General features: G+C 40.0%; 18 protein-coding genes. 15 read left to right on the forward strand and 3 right to left on the reverse strand.

The annotated features are described in order from the left end of the window. The first annotated feature begins 342 nt into the window (after positions 1-342). The 4 genes from BMY70_RS07540 (at position 343) to BMY70_RS07560 (ending at position 7,099) form a co-directional block, all read left to right on the forward strand. Positions 343-3,474 (forward strand): SusC/RagA family TonB-linked outer membrane protein, encoded by a 3,132-nt coding sequence (locus BMY70_RS07540; RefSeq protein WP_229209516.1) that lies wholly within the window; start codon positions 343-345, stop codon positions 3,472-3,474. An 18-nt stretch (positions 3,475-3,492) separates the two neighbouring features. Next, the gene (locus BMY70_RS07545; RefSeq protein ID WP_090334118.1) at positions 3,493-5,001 is read left to right on the forward strand and encodes a RagB/SusD family nutrient uptake outer membrane protein; all 1,509 of its coding nucleotides are present in this window, start codon (positions 3,493-3,495) and stop codon (positions 4,999-5,001) included. 640 nt (positions 5,002-5,641) lie between these two features. After that, positions 5,642-5,869, forward strand: a complete 228-nt coding sequence (locus BMY70_RS07555; RefSeq protein ID WP_090334124.1) for a hypothetical protein — start codon at positions 5,642-5,644, stop codon at positions 5,867-5,869. Positions 5,870-6,211: 342 nt separating this feature from the next. After that, positions 6,212-7,099 (forward strand): oxidoreductase, encoded by an 888-nt coding sequence (locus tag BMY70_RS07560; RefSeq protein ID WP_090334126.1) that lies wholly within the window; start codon positions 6,212-6,214, stop codon positions 7,097-7,099. 67 nt (positions 7,100-7,166) lie between these two features. On the opposite strand, the gene BMY70_RS07565 is transcribed toward BMY70_RS07560, so the two are convergent. Then, positions 7,167-9,032, reverse strand: a complete 1,866-nt coding sequence (locus BMY70_RS07565; RefSeq protein WP_090334129.1) for a gamma-glutamyltransferase family protein — start codon at positions 9,030-9,032, stop codon at positions 7,167-7,169. Between the two features lie 569 nt (positions 9,033-9,601). On the opposite strand from BMY70_RS07565, the gene BMY70_RS07570 reads away from it, so the two are divergent. The 11 genes from BMY70_RS07570 (at position 9,602) to BMY70_RS07620 (ending at position 17,408) form a co-directional block, all read left to right on the forward strand. Then, positions 9,602-9,946, forward strand: coding sequence for a hypothetical protein (locus BMY70_RS07570; protein ID WP_090334134.1), 345 nt, complete (start codon positions 9,602-9,604; stop codon positions 9,944-9,946). A gap of 132 nt (positions 9,947-10,078) precedes the next feature. Next, positions 10,079-10,708: a hypothetical protein gene (locus BMY70_RS07575; protein WP_090334136.1), complete on the forward strand. Its 630-nt coding sequence runs from the start codon at positions 10,079-10,081 to the stop codon at positions 10,706-10,708. 438 nt (positions 10,709-11,146) lie between these two features. Continuing rightward, on the forward strand, positions 11,147-11,356 hold the full coding sequence (locus BMY70_RS07580; protein ID WP_090334138.1) for an SH2 domain-containing protein: 210 nt from the start codon (positions 11,147-11,149) through the stop codon (positions 11,354-11,356). A gap of 106 nt (positions 11,357-11,462) precedes the next feature. Continuing rightward, positions 11,463-11,651, forward strand: a complete 189-nt coding sequence (locus BMY70_RS07585) for a hypothetical protein (RefSeq protein ID WP_090334141.1) — start codon at positions 11,463-11,465, stop codon at positions 11,649-11,651. A gap of 1,106 nt (positions 11,652-12,757) precedes the next feature. Continuing rightward, on the forward strand, positions 12,758-13,129 hold the full coding sequence (locus tag BMY70_RS07590; RefSeq protein WP_229209517.1) for a LytR/AlgR family response regulator transcription factor: 372 nt from the start codon (positions 12,758-12,760) through the stop codon (positions 13,127-13,129). A 247-nt stretch (positions 13,130-13,376) separates the two neighbouring features. Further along, complete coding sequence (locus tag BMY70_RS07595) at positions 13,377-14,075, forward strand: ferredoxin reductase domain-containing protein (protein WP_090334784.1); 699 nt, start codon at positions 13,377-13,379, stop codon at positions 14,073-14,075. A 10-nt stretch (positions 14,076-14,085) separates the two neighbouring features. Then, complete coding sequence (locus BMY70_RS07600) at positions 14,086-14,982, forward strand: AraC family transcriptional regulator (RefSeq protein ID WP_177196976.1); 897 nt, start codon at positions 14,086-14,088, stop codon at positions 14,980-14,982. A gap of 467 nt (positions 14,983-15,449) precedes the next feature. Next, positions 15,450-15,878, forward strand: a complete 429-nt coding sequence (locus tag BMY70_RS07605; RefSeq protein WP_090334146.1) for a hypothetical protein — start codon at positions 15,450-15,452, stop codon at positions 15,876-15,878. A gap of 42 nt (positions 15,879-15,920) precedes the next feature. Beyond that, positions 15,921-16,484 carry a Crp/Fnr family transcriptional regulator gene (locus BMY70_RS07610; RefSeq protein WP_090334149.1) on the forward strand — a complete coding sequence of 188 codons (564 nt, stop codon included), beginning with the start codon at positions 15,921-15,923 and terminating at the stop codon, positions 16,482-16,484. Between the two features lie 124 nt (positions 16,485-16,608). Continuing rightward, on the forward strand, positions 16,609-16,998 hold the full coding sequence (locus BMY70_RS07615; RefSeq protein WP_090334152.1) for a RidA family protein: 390 nt from the start codon (positions 16,609-16,611) through the stop codon (positions 16,996-16,998). A 137-nt stretch (positions 16,999-17,135) separates the two neighbouring features. Further along, positions 17,136-17,408, forward strand: a complete 273-nt coding sequence (locus tag BMY70_RS07620) for a hypothetical protein (RefSeq protein WP_090334155.1) — start codon at positions 17,136-17,138, stop codon at positions 17,406-17,408. A 65-nt stretch (positions 17,409-17,473) separates the two neighbouring features. Here BMY70_RS07620 and BMY70_RS07625 read toward each other — a convergent pair whose 3' ends face one another. Beyond that, entirely contained in the window at positions 17,474-17,734 is a 261-nt protein-coding gene (locus BMY70_RS07625; RefSeq protein ID WP_090334158.1) for a hypothetical protein, read from the reverse strand. Between the two features lie 639 nt (positions 17,735-18,373). After that, positions 18,374-19,396 carry an acyltransferase family protein gene (locus BMY70_RS07635; protein WP_090334162.1) on the reverse strand — a complete coding sequence of 341 codons (1,023 nt, stop codon included), beginning with the start codon at positions 19,394-19,396 and terminating at the stop codon, positions 18,374-18,376. Positions 19,397-19,407 lie beyond the last annotated feature (11 nt).

Genomic DNA, 19,407 nt, shown 5'->3' on the forward strand with positions numbered 1-19,407 from the left:
TATAAGTTTATAGGATAAAAACAATATTATTTCGGGTTTAATTTAACGTGATTTTAAGACTGCTTTAATAAGAATTTAATGCGTCGCAGCCTATTTTGAATTATATTTTTATAAAGTTGGATGATAACAATCCTCGTTTCCTGATTGATTTCTCCTTTCCAGCTTGTAAGAATTCCTGTTGCATCCCTCGTTCTTGACTGTTTAGGTCATCTATAAATTAAAATTTCAAAACCAAACCTTTGGCGTTTTTAAAATGAAACACCGTATCCGATCTCCGATTGTGCTTGCTTGTACAAGCCTTTTTTCTAAGTGAATTCTAAACTAGTCAACCTAATGGAAAGTATGAGAAGTCGTGTACCAAAATCCGTCATTCAGTCGGGATGGATTATGAAAATAGTCTTACTGAATTTAATGCTTGCCTGCTCCCTGGCGTCTTTTGCAGGAGAAAGCAGCCTGTTTATTACTGCGGATAAAGAGGTTCGTGGAAAAGTTGTTGATGGAGGAAATAAGTCAGTTCTGCCGGGCGTAAATGTTGTTGTTAAAGGGACAAGTGTTGGAACGTCTACCGATGCAGAGGGGAATTTTGCAATATCAGTTCCCAATGAGTCAGCCGTCTTAGTATTCAGTTTTGTTGGTTTTACCAGTCAGGAAGTTGTGGTTGGCAACAAAACTACGTTGGAGGTATCGCTCGAATCCGATTCAAAAGCGCTGAGTGAAGTTGTGGTAATAGGATATGGAAGCGTCAGAAAGTCAGATTTGACAGGTGCTGTCGCAACGATAAAGGCAGAACAATTAATGGATAAGCCGGTTCCTAACGTTTCGCAGGCTTTACAGGGAAAAATTGCCGGTGTGGAAGTTAGTGTAAACAGTAATGCACCTGGCGCTGCGGCGAAAGTCAGGGTACGTGGACTTGGATCAATTAATTCAAATATCGATCCGCTTTATGTTGTGGACGGCGTTATTGGTGTCGACGGAAACTCAATTAATCCGAATGATATCGCGTCTCTGGAAGTATTGAAAGATGCCTCATCCACTGCAATTTACGGTGCTCGCGGAGCGAATGGTGTGATCATGATTACGACCAAACGGGGTAGAAGGGGAGGTACGAAAGTTTCTTATGATGGAAATGTGAACGTAAGTGATCTATACCGTCACGTGAGAACTTTGAACTCTGAGGAATTTGTAAAAACGTATAATCTGGCTTTTGCAAACGGAACGAAATTTGACCCTGCCGGAGGTACCTGGACACCAGCAGCTCCGTTAAATCATGCCAATTTTCCACTGCTATTTGATACGAACGACAAGCCTTTATACAATACAAACTGGGAAAAAGAAGTATATAAACCAGCCGTTTCGCACAGCCATCAGCTAAATTTTCAGGGCGGAAACGATAAGACTTTGTACAGTTTGTCTTTGGGTTATCTGGATCAGAATGGGTTAATGATCACGTCAGGATTCAAACGTTATTCGGCGCGATTTACGTTGGATAACGATGTCAATAAATGGTTGAAAGTCGGTGGGAGCCTTTCATTAATCAAAAGTACGCAGCGACTGGTTTCAGATGGAAACGGTGGTTTGAACGTTCCGCGTATGGTTTCGGAAGAAGTTCCGATTGTTCCTGTGAAATATCCTGATGGAACCTGGGCGGGTAATAATGATATCGGAGGGCTTGAAGGCGGACCAAATCCGGTGAATATTGCCCATAACCGTTACACAATCAATAACACATTGCAGATGCTTGGAAACAGCTATTTGCTTTTCCACATTACGAAAGATCTTGACTTTAAAACAGATTTCGGATTCAATTTGAGTTCTCAGAAAAACAACTTTTTCTCTTCTCAAAACCTTGCACACATGTCGGCCGATCAGGGTGGTGTAGCGAATATGAGAAATTATGCGAACAATTATTGGCAGTCAGAAAATTACCTGACTTACAACAAAACGATAAACTCCCGTCAGCGGTTTACAGCATTACTTGGTGCTTCGTGGCAACGATATTATCAGGAAACAAACTTTACGGAAACCCAGAATTTCATTGATGATTTTTTCCAGTGGCATAACCTGGGCTCTGGTTCTGTCAGAAGCTCTTCGACTTCTGAGGATTACAAGTGGACGATGAACTCCTATTTCGCGAGAGCGACATACAATCTGGATGAAAAATATTTGTTCACAGCAACCGGTCGTTTCGATGGTTCTTCAAAATTTGGGGCCAATAATAAATTTGCTTTTTTCCCGTCGGTTGGAGCTGCATGGCGCATTTCAGAAGAGGGATTTTTGAAGGGGAACAAAAATATTACCAGCTTGAAACTAAGGGCTAGTTACGGTCTTTCTGGAAATCAGGAAATTGGTCAGTATCGTTCTATCGCACAAATTCAGCCGGGAACAACAGTGCTGGGCGGAGCATTGCAATCGACACTTTTACCAAGTTATCTTGGAAATCCTAACCTGAAATGGGAGAGATCTTTGCAGTTTGACGCGGGTGTGGAGCTGGGAATTCGTGAAAATATTAACCTGACTGTTGACTACTATAACCGTGTGACAAAGGATCTTTTGTTACAGGCCCCAATTCCATGGTCTGCCGGTCAGACGAATGCCAACGTTTATCAGAATGTTGGTTCGGTCAGAAACTCAGGTTTTGAGGTAAGTTTGAATACAACCAACATCAAAACGGACAATTTTACCTGGTCTACCAACTTCATTTTCGCGGCAAACAAAAATAAGATTTTGAAGTTGAATAATGGAGACGCAGATATTTTCCCAGGTCCAAATTTCCTTGGACAGACCAATATCCTAAGGGTGGGAGAGTCTATCGGATCACTTTATGGGATGACGCGGTTAGGAACTTACAGCACAGATGAAGCAGACCTTGCAGCTCAGCACAATCTGAAGCCGGGCGATAGAAAATATATCTACAATGCAGACGGAAGCAATTATTACAGCATCATCGGCCGCACAACACCAAAATGGACAGGTACTTTTAGTAGTACAATGAACTATAAAGGGTTTGATTTTACATTTGATATTCGTTTTGTAGAAGGTCTGAATACCGCTGCAACCTACAAGCATTCTGTAGAAGACAGACAGACAATTGCGAATAGCCTTGCAACGGTTCTCGATGCATGGACGCCCGAGCACCAAAACACAATGATTTCGCAGGTTCGAAATTACAAATTTGCACAAGATTCGCACTTTGATACTTGGTGGGTTGAAAACGGATCATTCATTCGCGGACAAAATTTCACGTTCGGTTATTCGATACAGGATGCCGCTTTGGAAAGATTAAAATTAAACCGTCTGCGTGTATATGCAAGTGTTCAAAATTTGTTTGTCATAACGAAATATACAGGATACGATCCTGAGGTTGATACGTTTAACTCGGGCTATGGCTCCAACAGTTCTTTCTCTCAGAACCTGGATTTTTTTGCTAATCCGCGCCCGCGTGTCTGGAACTTAGGATGTACACTTACTTTTTAACCTGTAAAAGAAATCAAAATGAAAGTGCTGAAAAATATATTGTTAGCCGCGTCGCTCCTGACGTTAGGTTCATGTAACGACTTTTTGGAAGAAAGTCCCACAGGTTTTATAACCCCGGATTCCGATGTTTCCAGTGTAAAAGTAGCAAGAGCTTATGCGAATGCAGGCTATGCTAATTTACAAGGTTTGCTGGCAGGACAAAATTCTTCCTATGGAGGTAACACCTGGAATTTGCTTGAATTTATGACAGGTAAAGCCAACAGCGATCTGGGACAGACCGGTTTTATCAATTTTCAAAATCTTGGTTACAACAACACGTCGTTTTATTTCGATACCTGGTGGCAGCAAATGTATCTTGGGATTGGCGCGTGTAACCTGGCGATTCAGAGTATTCCCACGATCAATGCTGCCGGACTGACCGAAGAACAAAAAAACAATATGCTTGCTGAGGTTCGTACCCTGCGTGCGCTATACTACTTTTATCTTGTCAGAATGTACGGCGCTGTGCCAAGTGTGACAACTGTTCCGAAAGATCTGAACCTCAATGTTCCGCGTGTGGCAGCAAAGGAAATCTATGATAATATCATCATCCCTGATTTGCTTTTTGCTGAAAAATCAACCCTTGCCTGGTCGGATAATACTGGGAAAATTTCCATGGGAGCAATAGAGTCGATTCTTGCAGACGTGTACCTGACTTATGCAGGTGCGGCAATAAATGGCGGAGCTCAATATTATGCGGAATCTGCAAAACGCTCATTAAATGTGATTGACAAAGGTGGTTATACACTTTTTGCAAACTATACGGATATGATTCTGCCTGTAAACAAGAATTCAGGAGAGTTTATTTTCCAGGTTCAATATTCAGCGGCGGCGCCGTCTTTGAACCCGCTTACACCACTCACAATTCCCAACTTTTCAGGCATATCAAAATATGCTGATGAATATGGATCCGTTTATCCGACCCCGGACTTCATCAAATCCTTTCCCGCTGGTGATAAACGTGTGCAGGAGCGTCAGTTTTTTTACACAAGTTATCCAAGTGTAAAAACGGGCGAAACCGTAAAATTTAAGAATACTTACATTTATAAATGGTTCGATGTTAATGCGGTCACAAACACCGTCAAATCTGATCTTAATTACACCTTATACCGTTTGGCGGATGTCTATTTGATGTATGCCGAAGCGTCAAACCGTGCCGAGGGATCGCCGAATGCGAAAGCGATTGAATATGTAAATAAAATCCGTGCGAGGGCGAGTTTGTCAGCGATCGGGAATCTGGGGCAGACTGCTTTCGAACAGGAAGTTTGGTTACAGCGTTATTTTGAACTTTGTTTTGAGAATAAAATGTGGTTTGATATGATCCGGACACGAAAAGTGCATAACGATGTCACCGGAAACTGGGACAATTTTGTGGGACACAAAACAGTTTTTGGAGCCACGTTTTCAGAAAAACAACTTTTATTCCCGATACCAAAGCAAGAGTCGGATGTAAATCCAAATCTGCTTCCTAACAATCCAGGTTATTAATTTTGGAATAATATCAATAAAAAAGAGGCGTATCTATGCCTCTTTTTTATTGATATTCAATTGTTAATCAGTCGATTTGGCCAAAAGATTTTTTACATCCAAAACATATTTCTCAGTAACAAATGCAAGCTTAGCAATTTTGGATATATCGAAGTAAAAGGTTAGTCACAATTAGATTGTTCTTTTTTTGCTCGCCTCTTTTTATTCTCTGGTCCACGCCTTTCTCCGGACCCTCCTCAAAAGCTTCCTCCCTTTATGAATATAGATAAAAGTCTTCAAAGAGAAGAGAAATCGCTCGATCGGTTCGTTGTTATACGGAATTTTGTTTGTTAAAAGTACTTTTTGTGCGGCCAGAACAATCGGTGCAAATGGATTTCTCATCTGCATAAGTTGATTTTCGGTATGGTCAAGGATGTGATAAGCGTTGTATTTGTAATGGATTTCAGTTCCGAGAAAACTTTTGTGAAAAAAGTCAGGACGTTTTTCATTTTGTCCACCGGTAAAAACGGCGAGTGCGATAATATCGACGTTGTCAAAACAAATTAGTCACAACGCTTTTTATTCCTAAAATATAAACGCTTAAATTACTTCTGAATGAAGGAAATATCGATTGTACTATTTTTCAAAATCTATATACAAAATGAAAAGCAAAGACTTGCCCTCACCCCATATCCGGCTGTTGTTTACTGATTTGTCTGGAATCAGGCATAAAGGAGTTTACAACGAACTTTTAAAAGTGTTTATTGAAAAAATTGATCATGAATCGTCAGAAGAAGTGGGTATTAGTTACCCTGTTGAAACAATTTCTGAATGGGAATATGAAGATGATCAGGAAAGTTCGGACCCGGATATTATCGAAATATTATGACAAATAACTTTTTGTAAATTAAAAAGTTAGTAATTCAGGAGGAGTGAAAAAATGGTTCATTACGCATTTTTAGTCCAGATTGATCTTTCATTTGTGCCATTTGATAAGTTTTATTTATTTATAACATGATTCCTTTTAACTTTATTTCTTAACGTTGAGTAGTGGTGCGTAAAGAACCCTGGATTTTCCGGGGTTCTTTATTTTTTTGTCTTATCGAGACAGGAAATAAAAACATACTTCCCAATATTTTTTTTGAGCTTTTTAACAAAGTAATTTGAGCTTTTTAACAAAGTTTCCAAAGCATTGCCAGCGTAATTTTGTATCAAATAAAATTCGAAAGCAATGAAAAAAATATGGTTTATAACAGGCAGCTCCCGAGGATTAGGACGTAGCCTTGCCGAAGCGGTTTTAACAAAAGGCGATATAGTGGCTGCCACTGCGCGAAATCCTGATCAACTGAAGGATCTGTCAGAAAAATACCCGGATCAGGTTTATGTTCTTAAACTGGATGTTACCAATGACGGTCAGATTCATTCGGCCGTCGCTGACACGATTGCAAAATTTGGAAGGATTGATGTTCTGGTTAACAATGCCGGTTTTGGGATTATAGGTGCTGCCGAAGCTTTCTCCGCAGACCAGGTTCGCAGTCAGTTGGAAACTAATTTATATGCGCCGATTGAAATTACACGCGCCGTTTTACCTCATATGCGTAAACAACGTTCCGGACATATTTTACAGATCAGCTCGGTGGGAGGGCGTGTTGGTAATCCCGGACTGACCATGTATCAGGCAGCTAAGTTTGGTTTGGGTGGTTTCAGTGAAGCCTTATCGAAAGAAGTCGCACCACTTGGAATCAAAGTGACTTGCATAGAACCAGGCGGATTCCGTACCGATTGGGCAGGGGACTCTATGAGTTATGCGCCGTCGGTAGAAGGTTACGAAACGACCGTCGACCAGCGAGCTGATTTTTTCAAGGCAGGAAATTTCATACCTGTTGGCGATCCTGAAAAAGCTGCGAAAGTAATGGTGGAACTGGTCGACAATACGGAGGCTCCTGTGCATCTGGTATTGGGAAGTGAAGCGATCGGTCTGCTGAAAATTGCTGATCAGGCCAGAACAGAAGAAATGGAAAAATGGCTTCCAGTCAGTCTTTCCACAGATCATGATGAGGCTGCCAATTTTCTGGATACAGATTTGGGCAGAGCTCTTGCCCAGATAGCTAAGAAGTAATTACAACAAAAAAACCCGCTTTAAAGAAATAGAGCGGGTCTTTTTGCTTATTTGTTATTTTTACAATTTACCAGCCAATTCCGTAGTCTTCGCCATGATTGCTTGAACCTCCCCAGAGCGTACCATGAATCCAGTCGAAATAAATGGCATTGATCGGGCCACTGGTCCGCGGCTGATATGAGTTTTTATACCCCATTCTTGATAATTCCTTTCGGGTCCAGTCTGGCATTGCTTCGTTCAGAATTAAACCGCCCGGCTCCTTTTCATGATCGCCAAAACTTGCATACATCTGCAACGTTTTGAAACTTGGAGCTTCGGTTGCCTCCTGAACAGTCATTCCAAATTCCACAATATTTAGAAAGAACTGGAGCAACAACTGATCCTGCTCGTCGCCGGCCTGTTTTGCAAATGATAAAAATGGTTTTCCATCTTTCAGCGCAAGACTTGGCGTTAAGGTCACACGCGGACGTTTTCCTGGCTCAACTACATTGAAAGGATTTTCTTTCGGGTCCAGGACAAAAGATTGCATACGCTGACTTAATCCAACACCCGTGTTTCCTGCAATACAGGCCGGAACCCATCCGCCACTTGGCGTTATGGAAACTACCCAGCCTTCTTCATCAGCGGCTTCGACGGAGGTAGTGCCGGCGGTAAATTCTTCCATGAACTTTTCGTCAAGACCGTTAACATTTCTTTGGGAAACCTGTTTTACTCCCCAGTTTTTGATCTGGTCAGTATACGGATTGGTTTTTCCTTCAAAAGGGTAGGGATCGCCCGGAAGTGTTTTTGGATCGTTTCTTTCCCAGTTGATTTGTTTAATTCTTTCCTTCGCATATTCTTTTGAAAGCAAGCCCTTTATTGGTTCTTCCGGTGCGAAAGCGGGATCTCCGTAATAATAGTCCCTGTCGGCAAAAGCCAGGTTCATGGTTTGATACAACGTGTGAACATAGCGGGAAGAGTTGTAACCCATACTTTTCAGGTCAAAATTTTCCAGCATATTCAGTGCCTGCAACATCACCGGGCCCTGCGTCCATGACTGCATTTTATAAACTTCAATTCCTTTATAAGTTGTCATCAATGGCTCTTCGATTTTAACTTTCCAGTTTGCCAGATCCTGCTCGGTAATCAAACCGCCTTGTTCCTGGCAGCCGCGTGCAATTTCCTTCGCAATGTCTCCTTTATAAAAGCGGTCATAAGCTGCATAAATCGCTTCTTTTCTGGTTTTTCCTTTCTTTAAAGCCTGTGCTTCGGTATCGACCAGTTTTTGTAAAGTTGCTAACAAGTCTTTCTGGACAAAAACTTCTCCGGCATCCGGTGCTTCCCGTTTGTCGCCCAAATGCGGTAAGAAAACCTTTTTAGAATAAGGCCATTGCTTGATTTTTTCTTTTCCCCGTTCAATGGAATTTGCAGTTTGAGCTTCGATAGGATATCCTTCAGCGAGCTGCATAGCCGGTGCTAACACCTGTTTCAGGCTCATTGTACCATATTCAGCCAGCATGGTCATCAAACCGCCCGCTGTTCCGGGCGTAGTTGCGGCAAGAGGTCCAAGATCCGGTGGATACTTCATCCCCTTATTTTTAAAAAAATCAGCGGTGGCACCCGTCGGCGCAACGCCCATTGCATTTAACGCTATTACCTTTTTTGTTTTCGGATTGTAGATCAACGCTTGTGTTTCGCCACCCCAGCTCAACACATCCCACATTGTGCAGGTAGACGCAAGCATGGCGCAGGAGGCGTCGATAGCATTTCCGCCCTTTGCGAAAATCATGGCTCCGGCTGTTGCTGCCAGTGGTTTTCCTGTGATAGCCATCCAGTGTTTTCCATGAAGCGGTGGTTTCTGCGTTGTTACCGGGAAGTTGTTAAATGCCTGGCTCATTGATTTATAATGAACGCCGGCAAGTGCCAAAGTGCAGAGCAGAAGTTTTATTTTCATAATGTTGATAAAATTTAAGAATATTTCGGGAAAATGGTTGAGGCGGAATTATTAAATTACTTTTAGCAAATCTTCGATACTAAAAGTAGGTAAAAAGCAGGAAAAGTAGTCATCCGCGTCGCCTTAAATAACTCTTTTGAAGTCTTTCCCAATAGGAATAAAAAGGCAAAATCACTTAGGTATAAAAACACCTGTATCTAAGTGAAAACACTTGTTTTAAATAAACACGTGTTTATGGTCTGTTTCTGGCCTCCAAAAATTATGACCTTTGTCATGTTAGTCGCTGAAAGAGAGTACGAAACAAGTGACAAGAACAGAATTTTTGTATGGGAGGTACATAAAGTTTTGTTATCCATAATCACAGGTTTCCAAATCTTGTAAGTCTGATTTTAATGCATTGACCGATTCGTCTGATGTGCACAAGGATATATTGGTCGGCACTTGAATTTCAGATTTTGGTATCTCTTTAATCGATTAAACTGTGCGGCAATGTTATGAAAAACTTTGCTTGACGGACAGTATCAAAAAATCAATTAAACTATTTCTTTAACTTTTAAATCGCTACCACAATGGACCAAATTGGAAAAGTTTCGTTGCACAACGGAGGAGGATTCGTAGTTAAAATAGAGTTTGAGTATATGGATCAGAACGGAAACAGAAAAACGTCAAAAACGGGCAGCGATATCACGCTTGGCCGTACACAAACGGTAGATCCGGGTTCGCTTGGTGTTCCTAGCGGATCAGTTATCTGGCTGAAAGCAAATGTAGTTGCCGGAAAAGATAATACTGCTAGTCAGGGTTTTATCTATGAATCCGGAAATGGAAGTACTGCTAACTACACAATAACCGGAACAACTTTGAGCAACACAATGGGGCTGATCAATGTGACGTCCGATGCGGTAGCGGCAAGCTAATTCCGGATAAGGACTGGAAGAAAAGGAACCTGTATCATTTACCTGGGGAGGATGTTGGGATATTAATGTATCACAACTTACATGATACAGGTTTCTATTTATTTATACATAAAACCTAAACTTCCGAATTGTATGAGCACATTAACGGTTGAGTTAAAGCTGGATTCGATCGAACTTTCGGGTTCAGATAAGGAAAGATCCATTTATTTTGTGCTTGCTTCCACAAATGCAGTAAACCCGCAAAGTCTCGCAGTTTCACATTTGCCGGATTCCGGAAACCTTACGCTCGGAGAAAATCAAACGGAATATGATTTCGCACCAGCAGGTGACTCCGAGGGAGGTCTTTTTCTGTTGTCAACACAGTTGCCAGCGAACAATATGTTGAATGTCAGGATTTGGGTAATGGAATCGCATGTTCTTCTGAAAGACATCGGGAAAATACTTTCAGGTATTGGCAATTTTGTAGAAACTGATGTTGAAAAAAGCGGTCTTGTCCAGGCAATTGGCGGTGTGAGTCCTGTGGTACTAACGGGTATCACGTCGGCGAGTGATGGTTTGTCCAAACTTGGTGATGCACTGGCACAGACAGGGGACAAGCAGATCGGGTTTATTTCCATGGATCAATCTTTCGAGTCAGTTTCTTTTCCGCTAAATTGTACACAAACGATGATGTCTGGCGGCGGCAAATTAAGCTGGACATGGTTATGCGTTGCAAATGCCCCAACTGTTCCGGTACAAGCGGCAACGGCATCCAGTATTTAGGTTTGCATTACGTATATAGTATAAGGATAGCCAGCACACGATCGTGATCAATAATTAGTTTGCTTTGGCCAAAAAATAAATTTTGACCGTTTTTATGAAGAACTTCTAAGGACAATCCTTTCTATCTTTCATTTTTATAAGCTAATCTTAAACAGTTGGATACCTCCGGGATTTATCAGAAGGAGGCTATTAAACTGGATAACAAAAATGCCAGCTTATAGGCTGAGTCAGTCAGTGCGTATTCTTATTTTTATAAAAAAGACAGTGCGCGAAAATATATGGAAATAAACGATAAGCTGGCTGTTAATGCAATGAAGATCCACGAGTAAAAGAAATAATTATGAAAAATTAAATTTATTAAACAGGCGGTTATCCGTATTAAACCGGATGCGAGAGTAAATTGTCGTAACTTCCAGCAATAACCAAATAAGGTAAATTATGAAAGTTAAGATCGTTACGAAGGAAGATTTGCCGAAGCCTGGTTCCAGCGTCAAATTCAGGATTAAAAATACACACCAATGGCGGCCAGGATATCGTGACGCGGAAGGAAGTGATTTCATTGAAGCTCCGCGCGGAATTATTTACCGCTATTCATGGAATCAGATTGATGAATATATGCTGGTTGAAATACCTGAAGAAAATTTGTAGCAGGAAGTAAAAGGAGGCTGATGTCTCCTTTTTTGCTGGGTGGTTTCGTAATCTTTTACCCGATTATTTCCTTACCTTTGACGCCCATATATCATAAAATAAAGTTATGCCTGTCCAGAAGTACAATGACCGTGTTCGTGTAAAAGTTAAAAATAGTGCTGATACCTGGCTTATTCTGGAACACGAAAATATCAAAAAAGGAGCGACTGTAAAGTTTACAGGCAAAGTGAAATGCAGAAACGAAAAAACAGGAGAGGTGAAATTTTTCAGTGAAAACAGTTGCGAACTGGCCTGATTCGCTCTTTTTCTGATCCGCTCACGTTGGTCGTAGAATCCCGTTAACGTATTCTTTAGATTTTTTGACTTGCTTCCAAAAGACTTTTAATAGGGAAATTCTGAAATCCGGACTTTTCTGGGTTCAGTATTGGCTTTGACTTGACTTTTGTTTACAAAAGTTTCTTCTGTGATTGTTCCATAGCGCATATTGATTTACAGGCATCTGAAAATACAAGTTATCACCGGTTATAGAATTCTTCAGCATTTTTGTGTTCTCCATTATCCATCAAAATATTGATTAACAAAAGCTGACGAAAATTTGTTGACAACCGGGCGGGCGAAAGATTACGCTGCTGGATTTGAAAAAACCCAGAGAAAAGTTTCAAGAGTGAATTATTTATCCGCGTTCATAAATTATTTATTGTCTCCATTACCGAAATTATAAGAATCTGCGGCAATGAAATTTTTAGTAGTGAAAATCGTATTTCAATCAGCAGAAATTATCGAGATCAAGTTATAAGTCAGGTGATTGCAAACAAGCTTTGGGATAAAATCAGGTTTTTCTCAGGCGGGTACTATTCGAAGTTTTTACCGTTAAATAAGTTTAGCTTTATTTATCAAACGGTATTTTTTAGAATTGTATCATATTTAATCCTCCGCTATCAGTTTAAAACAGTGTGTAAAAATGCCGGCCCTTAAAAAGCCGGCATTTTTAGTTATGGATATCACCGTAAATTATTTATATCGGCTTTTTCAATTACCTGACTGATCGCCTTTTTAACAGAAGGTCTATCGTTTGGTAGAAACAGCACTCGTAAATCCCGTAAAGTCTCTTCGGTCTGATTAGTTCGTGTAATTGCATCTCTAAATACTCATTCTTTCCCAGTTTCCACAGTTTTCGGTACGCAATGCGGCTAAAACCAATAGGATTGATTTTTTTAATTTGTCCTTTGCTCGGAATGAGCATAGAAGAGGTATCACTTAAAGAGTCTCGGGCTTCTGAGACTCTTTTTATTAACGTTGAGTAAAATGTTTAAAGGTTTCGGAGCTTTCCGGATCCTTTTTTGTTTAATCGGATTTTCGATATCCTTCGTATGTATATAAACAACAACCCAGTGCTTAAAAATGAAAACGTTAGAAAATTCACCAGAACTTAAAAGAAAACCTGTGTCCAGGAAAACCGACGTTATCGTCCACGTCAAAGGCGGGAGTATGATCGTTCCGCCCAAAACGATCATGTTACTTGAAGGCTTAGGAAATTATACCATAATTCACACTGATTCAGGTCAGCGTTATGTGGTATCAAAGACGCTGAAATTGGTCTCGCAGCATTTAAAAAAGAATTTTATCCGCGTACACAAAGCGTTCATTATAAACTCGGATTTTATTATTTCAAGAGTTGACGATGATCGTTTACTAAAACTGGCAGATGGAAAAGAAGTTTCTGTCAGCCGGAGAAAGATCAAAGAAACTACTTTATTGCTGAACGCCAGATAATCCTGTTGTCTGCGTTTTTTATCACTGCGCTGGTACACCTGGTGCAGTGATTGTTTTTTACAGCCGGAAAATGTCAGACATAATAGATAGCAAGAAACTGTCAGCAAACAGGCACAGATTAGGCAGGTTGGCGTTATTAACGCGAATTGTCCACCTTTGTCCGTAATCTGTGGTATAAAAACCCTTATTTCCTGGAATAACTTTGCTCCTGTTAATGGTATTGAATCAGGAGAATTTATCAGGAAAGATGGCAAACGTGTTAAAAAAGGCAATTTATAATTTGGTGGATAAGGCCTTTACATCAGAATGTTATGTTGTAGGAGTGAAGGCTTGGGAACTGTCCGGTATGTTTGAAATTGTTATCCATATGCCGGAGATCGACATGCGAAAATGGAACAGTATTCAGCGAGTCAAGTGTAAGGTGGCATATGGCGAATACCGCGATTACACACCCGCTTGCTGGGATGCTGAAAAACGTATCTGCACTGTTTTTATAGAATCCGAACACGAAGGTTACGGTAGCCGCTGGGCAAAAAATCTTAAAGTTGGCGATACAATATTTTTGGCTGTTGCCCATGCTGCTCCATTGCCAAACAAGCCGGGGAAAATTCTGTGTTTCGGGGACGGGAGTGCACTCGGGCATTTTTTAGCACTCAAACAAATGACTGAAAGAGGCAATTTTCCGTTTGAAGCAATCGTATTTCTCAACGAAGAATATATCTTACCACCTCTGTTCCTTTCGGACAATCCGGAATTTAGCCTTGTCATGAAATCCCGCGAGGATTGTCTTCGTTCACTAATAAGATATGCGGAGGAGAAGATATTGACTGAATATTCCTCTATTTATATTGCAGGATATATTCCGATGGTTTCAGGTTTGAGAAAGTTTTTGAAACGACTTCCCGATCTTGATGCCAAAATCTTTGCACATGGCTTCTGGTCTTAATTTTTTAAAAATGTCTGACAAGAATATTCCGGTTTATCAGTTTGAAGAGTTTTTTGGGAATGAATCGGAGGTGTATCTTTTCCCGTTTGATTCTTCTGAAGACCTGATTTTAGCTCATTCGAACAAGATTTCGATACCGCATCGTCACGACCATTACTGTTGTTTCTTTTTAGAGGAGGGAACGATTGATTTTAATATAGACTTCCATCCTGTGCAGGTCAACCAAAATTCGTTGCTGGTTTCCTATCCCGGCCAGGTTCATCAGTTTATTTCGTGCAGGGAATACAAAGGCTGGGCGTTATCTTTCAGTGCCGGGCTGGTGGATGATAATGCGCGTATGCTTATTGAAAAGTCGTTTGAGAACGTTGCATTACTGACATTGAAAAGTGAAGAAATTGACTGGTTTAAAAAGTTATTCGACCTGATCTATACAGTGCTTAATATAGATAACAAGGCTCCTTTCAATGCGCAATTGAGGAGGTCTCTGCTGGATTCTTTCGTATATCAGGCATGTTATCTTTATCAGTTGCAGCAAGAGGCACGCACAGAAAAACACACTTCCAGAAATGTCGATATTGCTAAAAGATTCTGTACGCTTTTGCAGAAAAACTTTAAAGTAATGAAAAAGCCTTCGGAATATGCAGAGAAAATGAATTTGTCGGTGAGTTATCTGAATGATACTGTTAAGTCTGTTACAGGATTTTCATTGACCTATTTGATTCAGCAGGAGATTTTCGGAGAAGCGCAGCGCCTGCTTTTTTACTCGGAAATGAGTGTTAAGGAAATTTCTTATAACCTGGGTTTTGAAGATGACAAATATTTTATCCGTTTGTTTGGAAAAACAATCGGGACATCGCCTGCCAGTTTTCGGAAGAACAGGGTCAATAGAAGTTTTTTGATCGTTTAAACTTTATTTCGCTCATGAATAATGAGACACCATAAACGCTTCGAGGTCAATTTTTCCAGGCTCGCGAAAATCAAAACGTATTTGTTTCAGATCAGGATTTGATTCGGTAAAAATTAGAACAGCTTCCTTGATTTTCAGGGCTAATCTGTTTCCCGTTTTTTAGGTATGGCAGCAATGAGTCGACGTATTCCAATTTTAAGAGATTGTTTTTTAGGTAAAATTTTCGCCTGCAATCAGTTCACCGGGATCTTTTGTTAGCGCGGAGGTTGACTTGCGATTTCTTATTTGAGTAAAGTTCATTGGATAACGCTAGCAGTTTTTTACACTATTTTTGAATTTGAGTATTTTTTAAAATATAAAACTCAAATCAGAATTAGGTAGTATTGCAGAAAATCAGCTCGTTTAAATACAATTTTATAGCAACATTTCCAGTGATCGGAAAGTGGAAGTGATTTTGATACTTATCAATGGGAAATAAATTATTTAACCTGATCTTGTTTTTCTTATTAGCTGTGACATCTTCATCCTGCCTGGAAAAGTTTGGAGCACAGCTTCCTCCGCTTAACACCAGGCGGTTAAAAAAGAAAGTCAGTCCGCCGGTAGATTTTAACTTGATGGTTTTCTCCTACAAAAAGAAACATGGATTTTGGCCAAAATCTGAAATCGACCTGATGTCATTCGACCGGTTGACTGTGAACAAAATTTATGATTTCGGTTTTAATAGTTGGTCGCTGGGAAATTTTTCTGAAGATACCCTTTATATTCATTTCATTCATAGGCCTGTTTTTCAAAATGCCCATATCGGAGGCGTGCCCATTCCTGGCAGAGAAGTAAAAATCAGAACTTTATATGTTTCTTCTAAGGGTATCATAAAAACAGAACGTTTTAAAGACTGACGAATTTCAGCAGTTCTATGAGAAGTTATTAACATTTTATCCATGCATCAAAAACTCAGAGAACATATAGAAAAAATAGTGCCGCTCACTGACGATGAGTTTAAATTCGTGAGCAGTCATTTCACCACGAAAAAATTTAGAAAACATCAATTTTTGGTTCAGGAAGGCGAGCCCGTAAAGTATCATCACTTTGTCGTATCCGGACTTCTGAAACTGGTGTATACCGATGATAATTCCAGGGAGCACATCGTTTCTTTTGCGATGGAAGATTGGTGGGAAAGCGATTTTTATGCCTATTATACACAGACCAAAGCCACAATGTCGCTGGTATGTCTTGAAGACACTGAGGTTCTATGTCTATCACTGGAAGATTATAGAAAGTTATGCGATGGTCTTCAGAAAATGGAAAGATTTTTTCTTGAAAAAGCCAATTTTGGTTTTCTCGGAGCACAGCGGCGTATTATATCGTGGCTAACATCAAATGTGAAAGAGCGCTATGAACAACTTATCAGGCAATATCCGGCGTTGATTCAACGCGTACCAAAAAGTTTAATTGCCGCTTATCTTGGCGTTTCCAGGGAAACCCTGAGCAGGCTGTCGCCGTAATGTGATCTGGATCACATCAAAATCGTGAGCTGCATCAAGACCAGGTTCAAAGCCTTATCCGGAACTTTGCAGCGTAAATTTAAAACGATGCGCCTTGAAAAGCGCTAACTCAAACGCAAAGAAAATGGAAAAGAGAATCATCAACCCATGGAAATGGCAGGATCAACGTAGTTATGTCCAGGCCGTTGAAGCGAAAAATGTCGAAAGTACGCTATATGTTTCAGGGCAGACTGCTATAAGCGCGGAGGGAATATCGAGTGACGAGGACATGAAATCTCAGTTAATTCTAGCATTGCAGAATCTGGAACAGGTGATCAGCGAAGCTGGTTTTGAATGCAGTGGTATTGTTCGGCTAAACATTTATACAACTTCGACTGCTGAACTTTGGCCTCATTTTGAAATTTTTCAAAACTGGGTCGCTAAATATGATGTTAAACCGGCATTGACAATGCTGGAAGTAACAAGTCTTTTTGAGACTTTAAAGGTTGAGCTGGAAGCTACGGTAGTGAAATAATCTTATATATTTCTCCGTCAAAGCTGTGTTTTCTTTTCAGGAAGGCACAGCTTTTTTTGTATATAATTTATTGTATCCGCAACTCTTCGTTCGGAGAATCATGCAGAGACATTAAGAAAACAAACATCAATATTCTCATGGATAAATTCGTATCGGTCTTGTTTGTTGAAGATATCGACATTACCACAGACACAAAAAAAGAAGATATCAATCAATTTCAGGTTGAGTTCTACAAATGGAATCTGCCCTCTGTCGGAGATCATTTGATGGTTCCGGATGCGTCGGGCGACGTCCAGTTTTATGTGGTACTCAGTAAAAGTTTCCTGATCAAAGACGGCGTGGCAAACCATTTTAGCTATGTTGTTAAAAAGCATGGCCATCCTAAGGAATTTGATGGGTTGAAGAGATAGTATGTGAAGTGTTAAAAGTCGTAGTTAAAAAACTGCGACTTTTAATTAACTGCTTTTCAATAATTCTATTCTTCTTCTGCAAGATCAACTGCCGGAATTATGATTTCATTTTCGGCGCTCAGTCCCGCAATTTTATCCAGAACAGATCTTGGAGAATCGCCGGTGAACCTTAAAATGTGCTCATAGACGATGTCATCGTTGCCGATGTTGTCAGTCATTTCATACTCCGTGGTTAAAATTTCTTCATATGTTATACCTAATAGTTCTGCCAGTTTTTTTTCAAATCTTTCTGATTCCTGATCGGTTATTGAATCTGTTTGCGACATGTTATTTGTAATTTAGTTGGGTGTAAATAAAAGCTTTTTGTCTATAAAGTTTTATGCCGGCAAACATCGTTACGTTCAACCGAATTTTCAAAAAAACTTTGACCGTTGTCCTCTCTTCGCCGTTTACCAAAGCATTTTTATGGAGAGAATAATTGACAGATAGACGAGGATCCAAAATACAATCGGTCCGGAGGCACCTTCAAAATTGATTTGAAGAATCGAAAACTTGATAGTTCCATATGTCTGATCAAGTATTACAACAAGTATCAGCGCTGCAAAACCAGCGCAGGGAATGGCAAGAAATACGGCATAATGATCCACTATCTGGTCGAAAAGGCGAGGGTTTAGGCCAATGAACCATTGCTGAAAAAAGAGGAATAAATAAAATAATATCCCAATCAAAACCATTGAAATTTTCAGCCATTTTTGCATAGCCTTCTTCTTATAATTACATATAAGAATACGATTTTCTCACATGCGATCATAGTATATCTTAGTATGCGGTAAAGGAGAGACTTAGTCTGTTTAATTGCTTGCAGCTCGCACCTTTACATTACCAATTTTAAAGGATAAAACGTAAGCCGGATAAAAAGTGCGTAGTACTGGGGCGCACTACGCACGAAAGACTTTAACATCGCTTTATGATATGGACTGAGGAGCTAATGCTGTTATGACACTGGGCTCCGCAGCATCATACCTGATTTTCTGGGATAACTTTTTGAACGGTTTCTCTATCATTTTATATAAAAAATAAGAAACCAGGACTGAGAAAATAAACGCGACCAGAATCATCCCATGTCTCAGCGATTCTGAATCTGAAAATCGCCGGGTAATATGCAGAAGCCGAGCGCCGACCGGCGTATGAAACAGATACAGCGAATAGGAAATATTCCCAAAAAATGTACTTAAAAGTGTTGGTTTTAAAGGAATCAGAATCACAATTATGGTAAATACCACGACTATAATTTCTTCATAGGTATACCTCAAAAACAGAAATGCGAGCACCGAGATCAGGGCTATGGACAGCTCTGATTTTCCGGAAATTTCAGAGAAATAACGATATAAAAGAATTCCGGTTGTGAAGAATATTGAGAAGTGGAAAACGAAATTCTTGTTAAAAAAAAATGATGCTGCATTGAATAGTACGAGCGCCGTAATCCAGACGTAAGCTTTTTTGTGGCTCACCAAAGGAAATATCAGTGCAATCAGCAAATAATATTGAAACTCTATGGCGAGCGTCCAGAATACATGATTCAGCCATTCTTTACCCATGAAAATATTTAGATAACCAAAGTGATAGAAAACCTGTGCATAATCGATTTTAAAAGGTTTTCCAATATAAAAAGGCGTCAGCGTTGTAATGTAATTCAGGAGCAATGCGAGAAATACGCAGAAAAGATAAGGAGGTTCGATCCGGATCAAACGCTTCTTAAAAAACGTAGAGAATTTTCGAATCGTGTAATTTCCTTTTGCCATGGAATAAGGTATCACCAGCCCCGAAATGATAAAAAAGACCTGAACGCCGAAATGGCCAAAACTGAAAAAATGTTTTACAGGATCGTCATTTTCCAGATAATGAAGGTTCGTTGTAAAGTGAAAAAAACAAACGGACACCGCGGCCAATCCTCTTAAATAATCTAGGGAAAATAAATATTTATTCATTTAACTTGACA

Source organism: Dyadobacter koreensis, from assembly GCF_900108855.1.
Classification (GTDB): Bacteria; Bacteroidota; Bacteroidia; order Cytophagales; family Spirosomataceae; genus Dyadobacter; species Dyadobacter koreensis.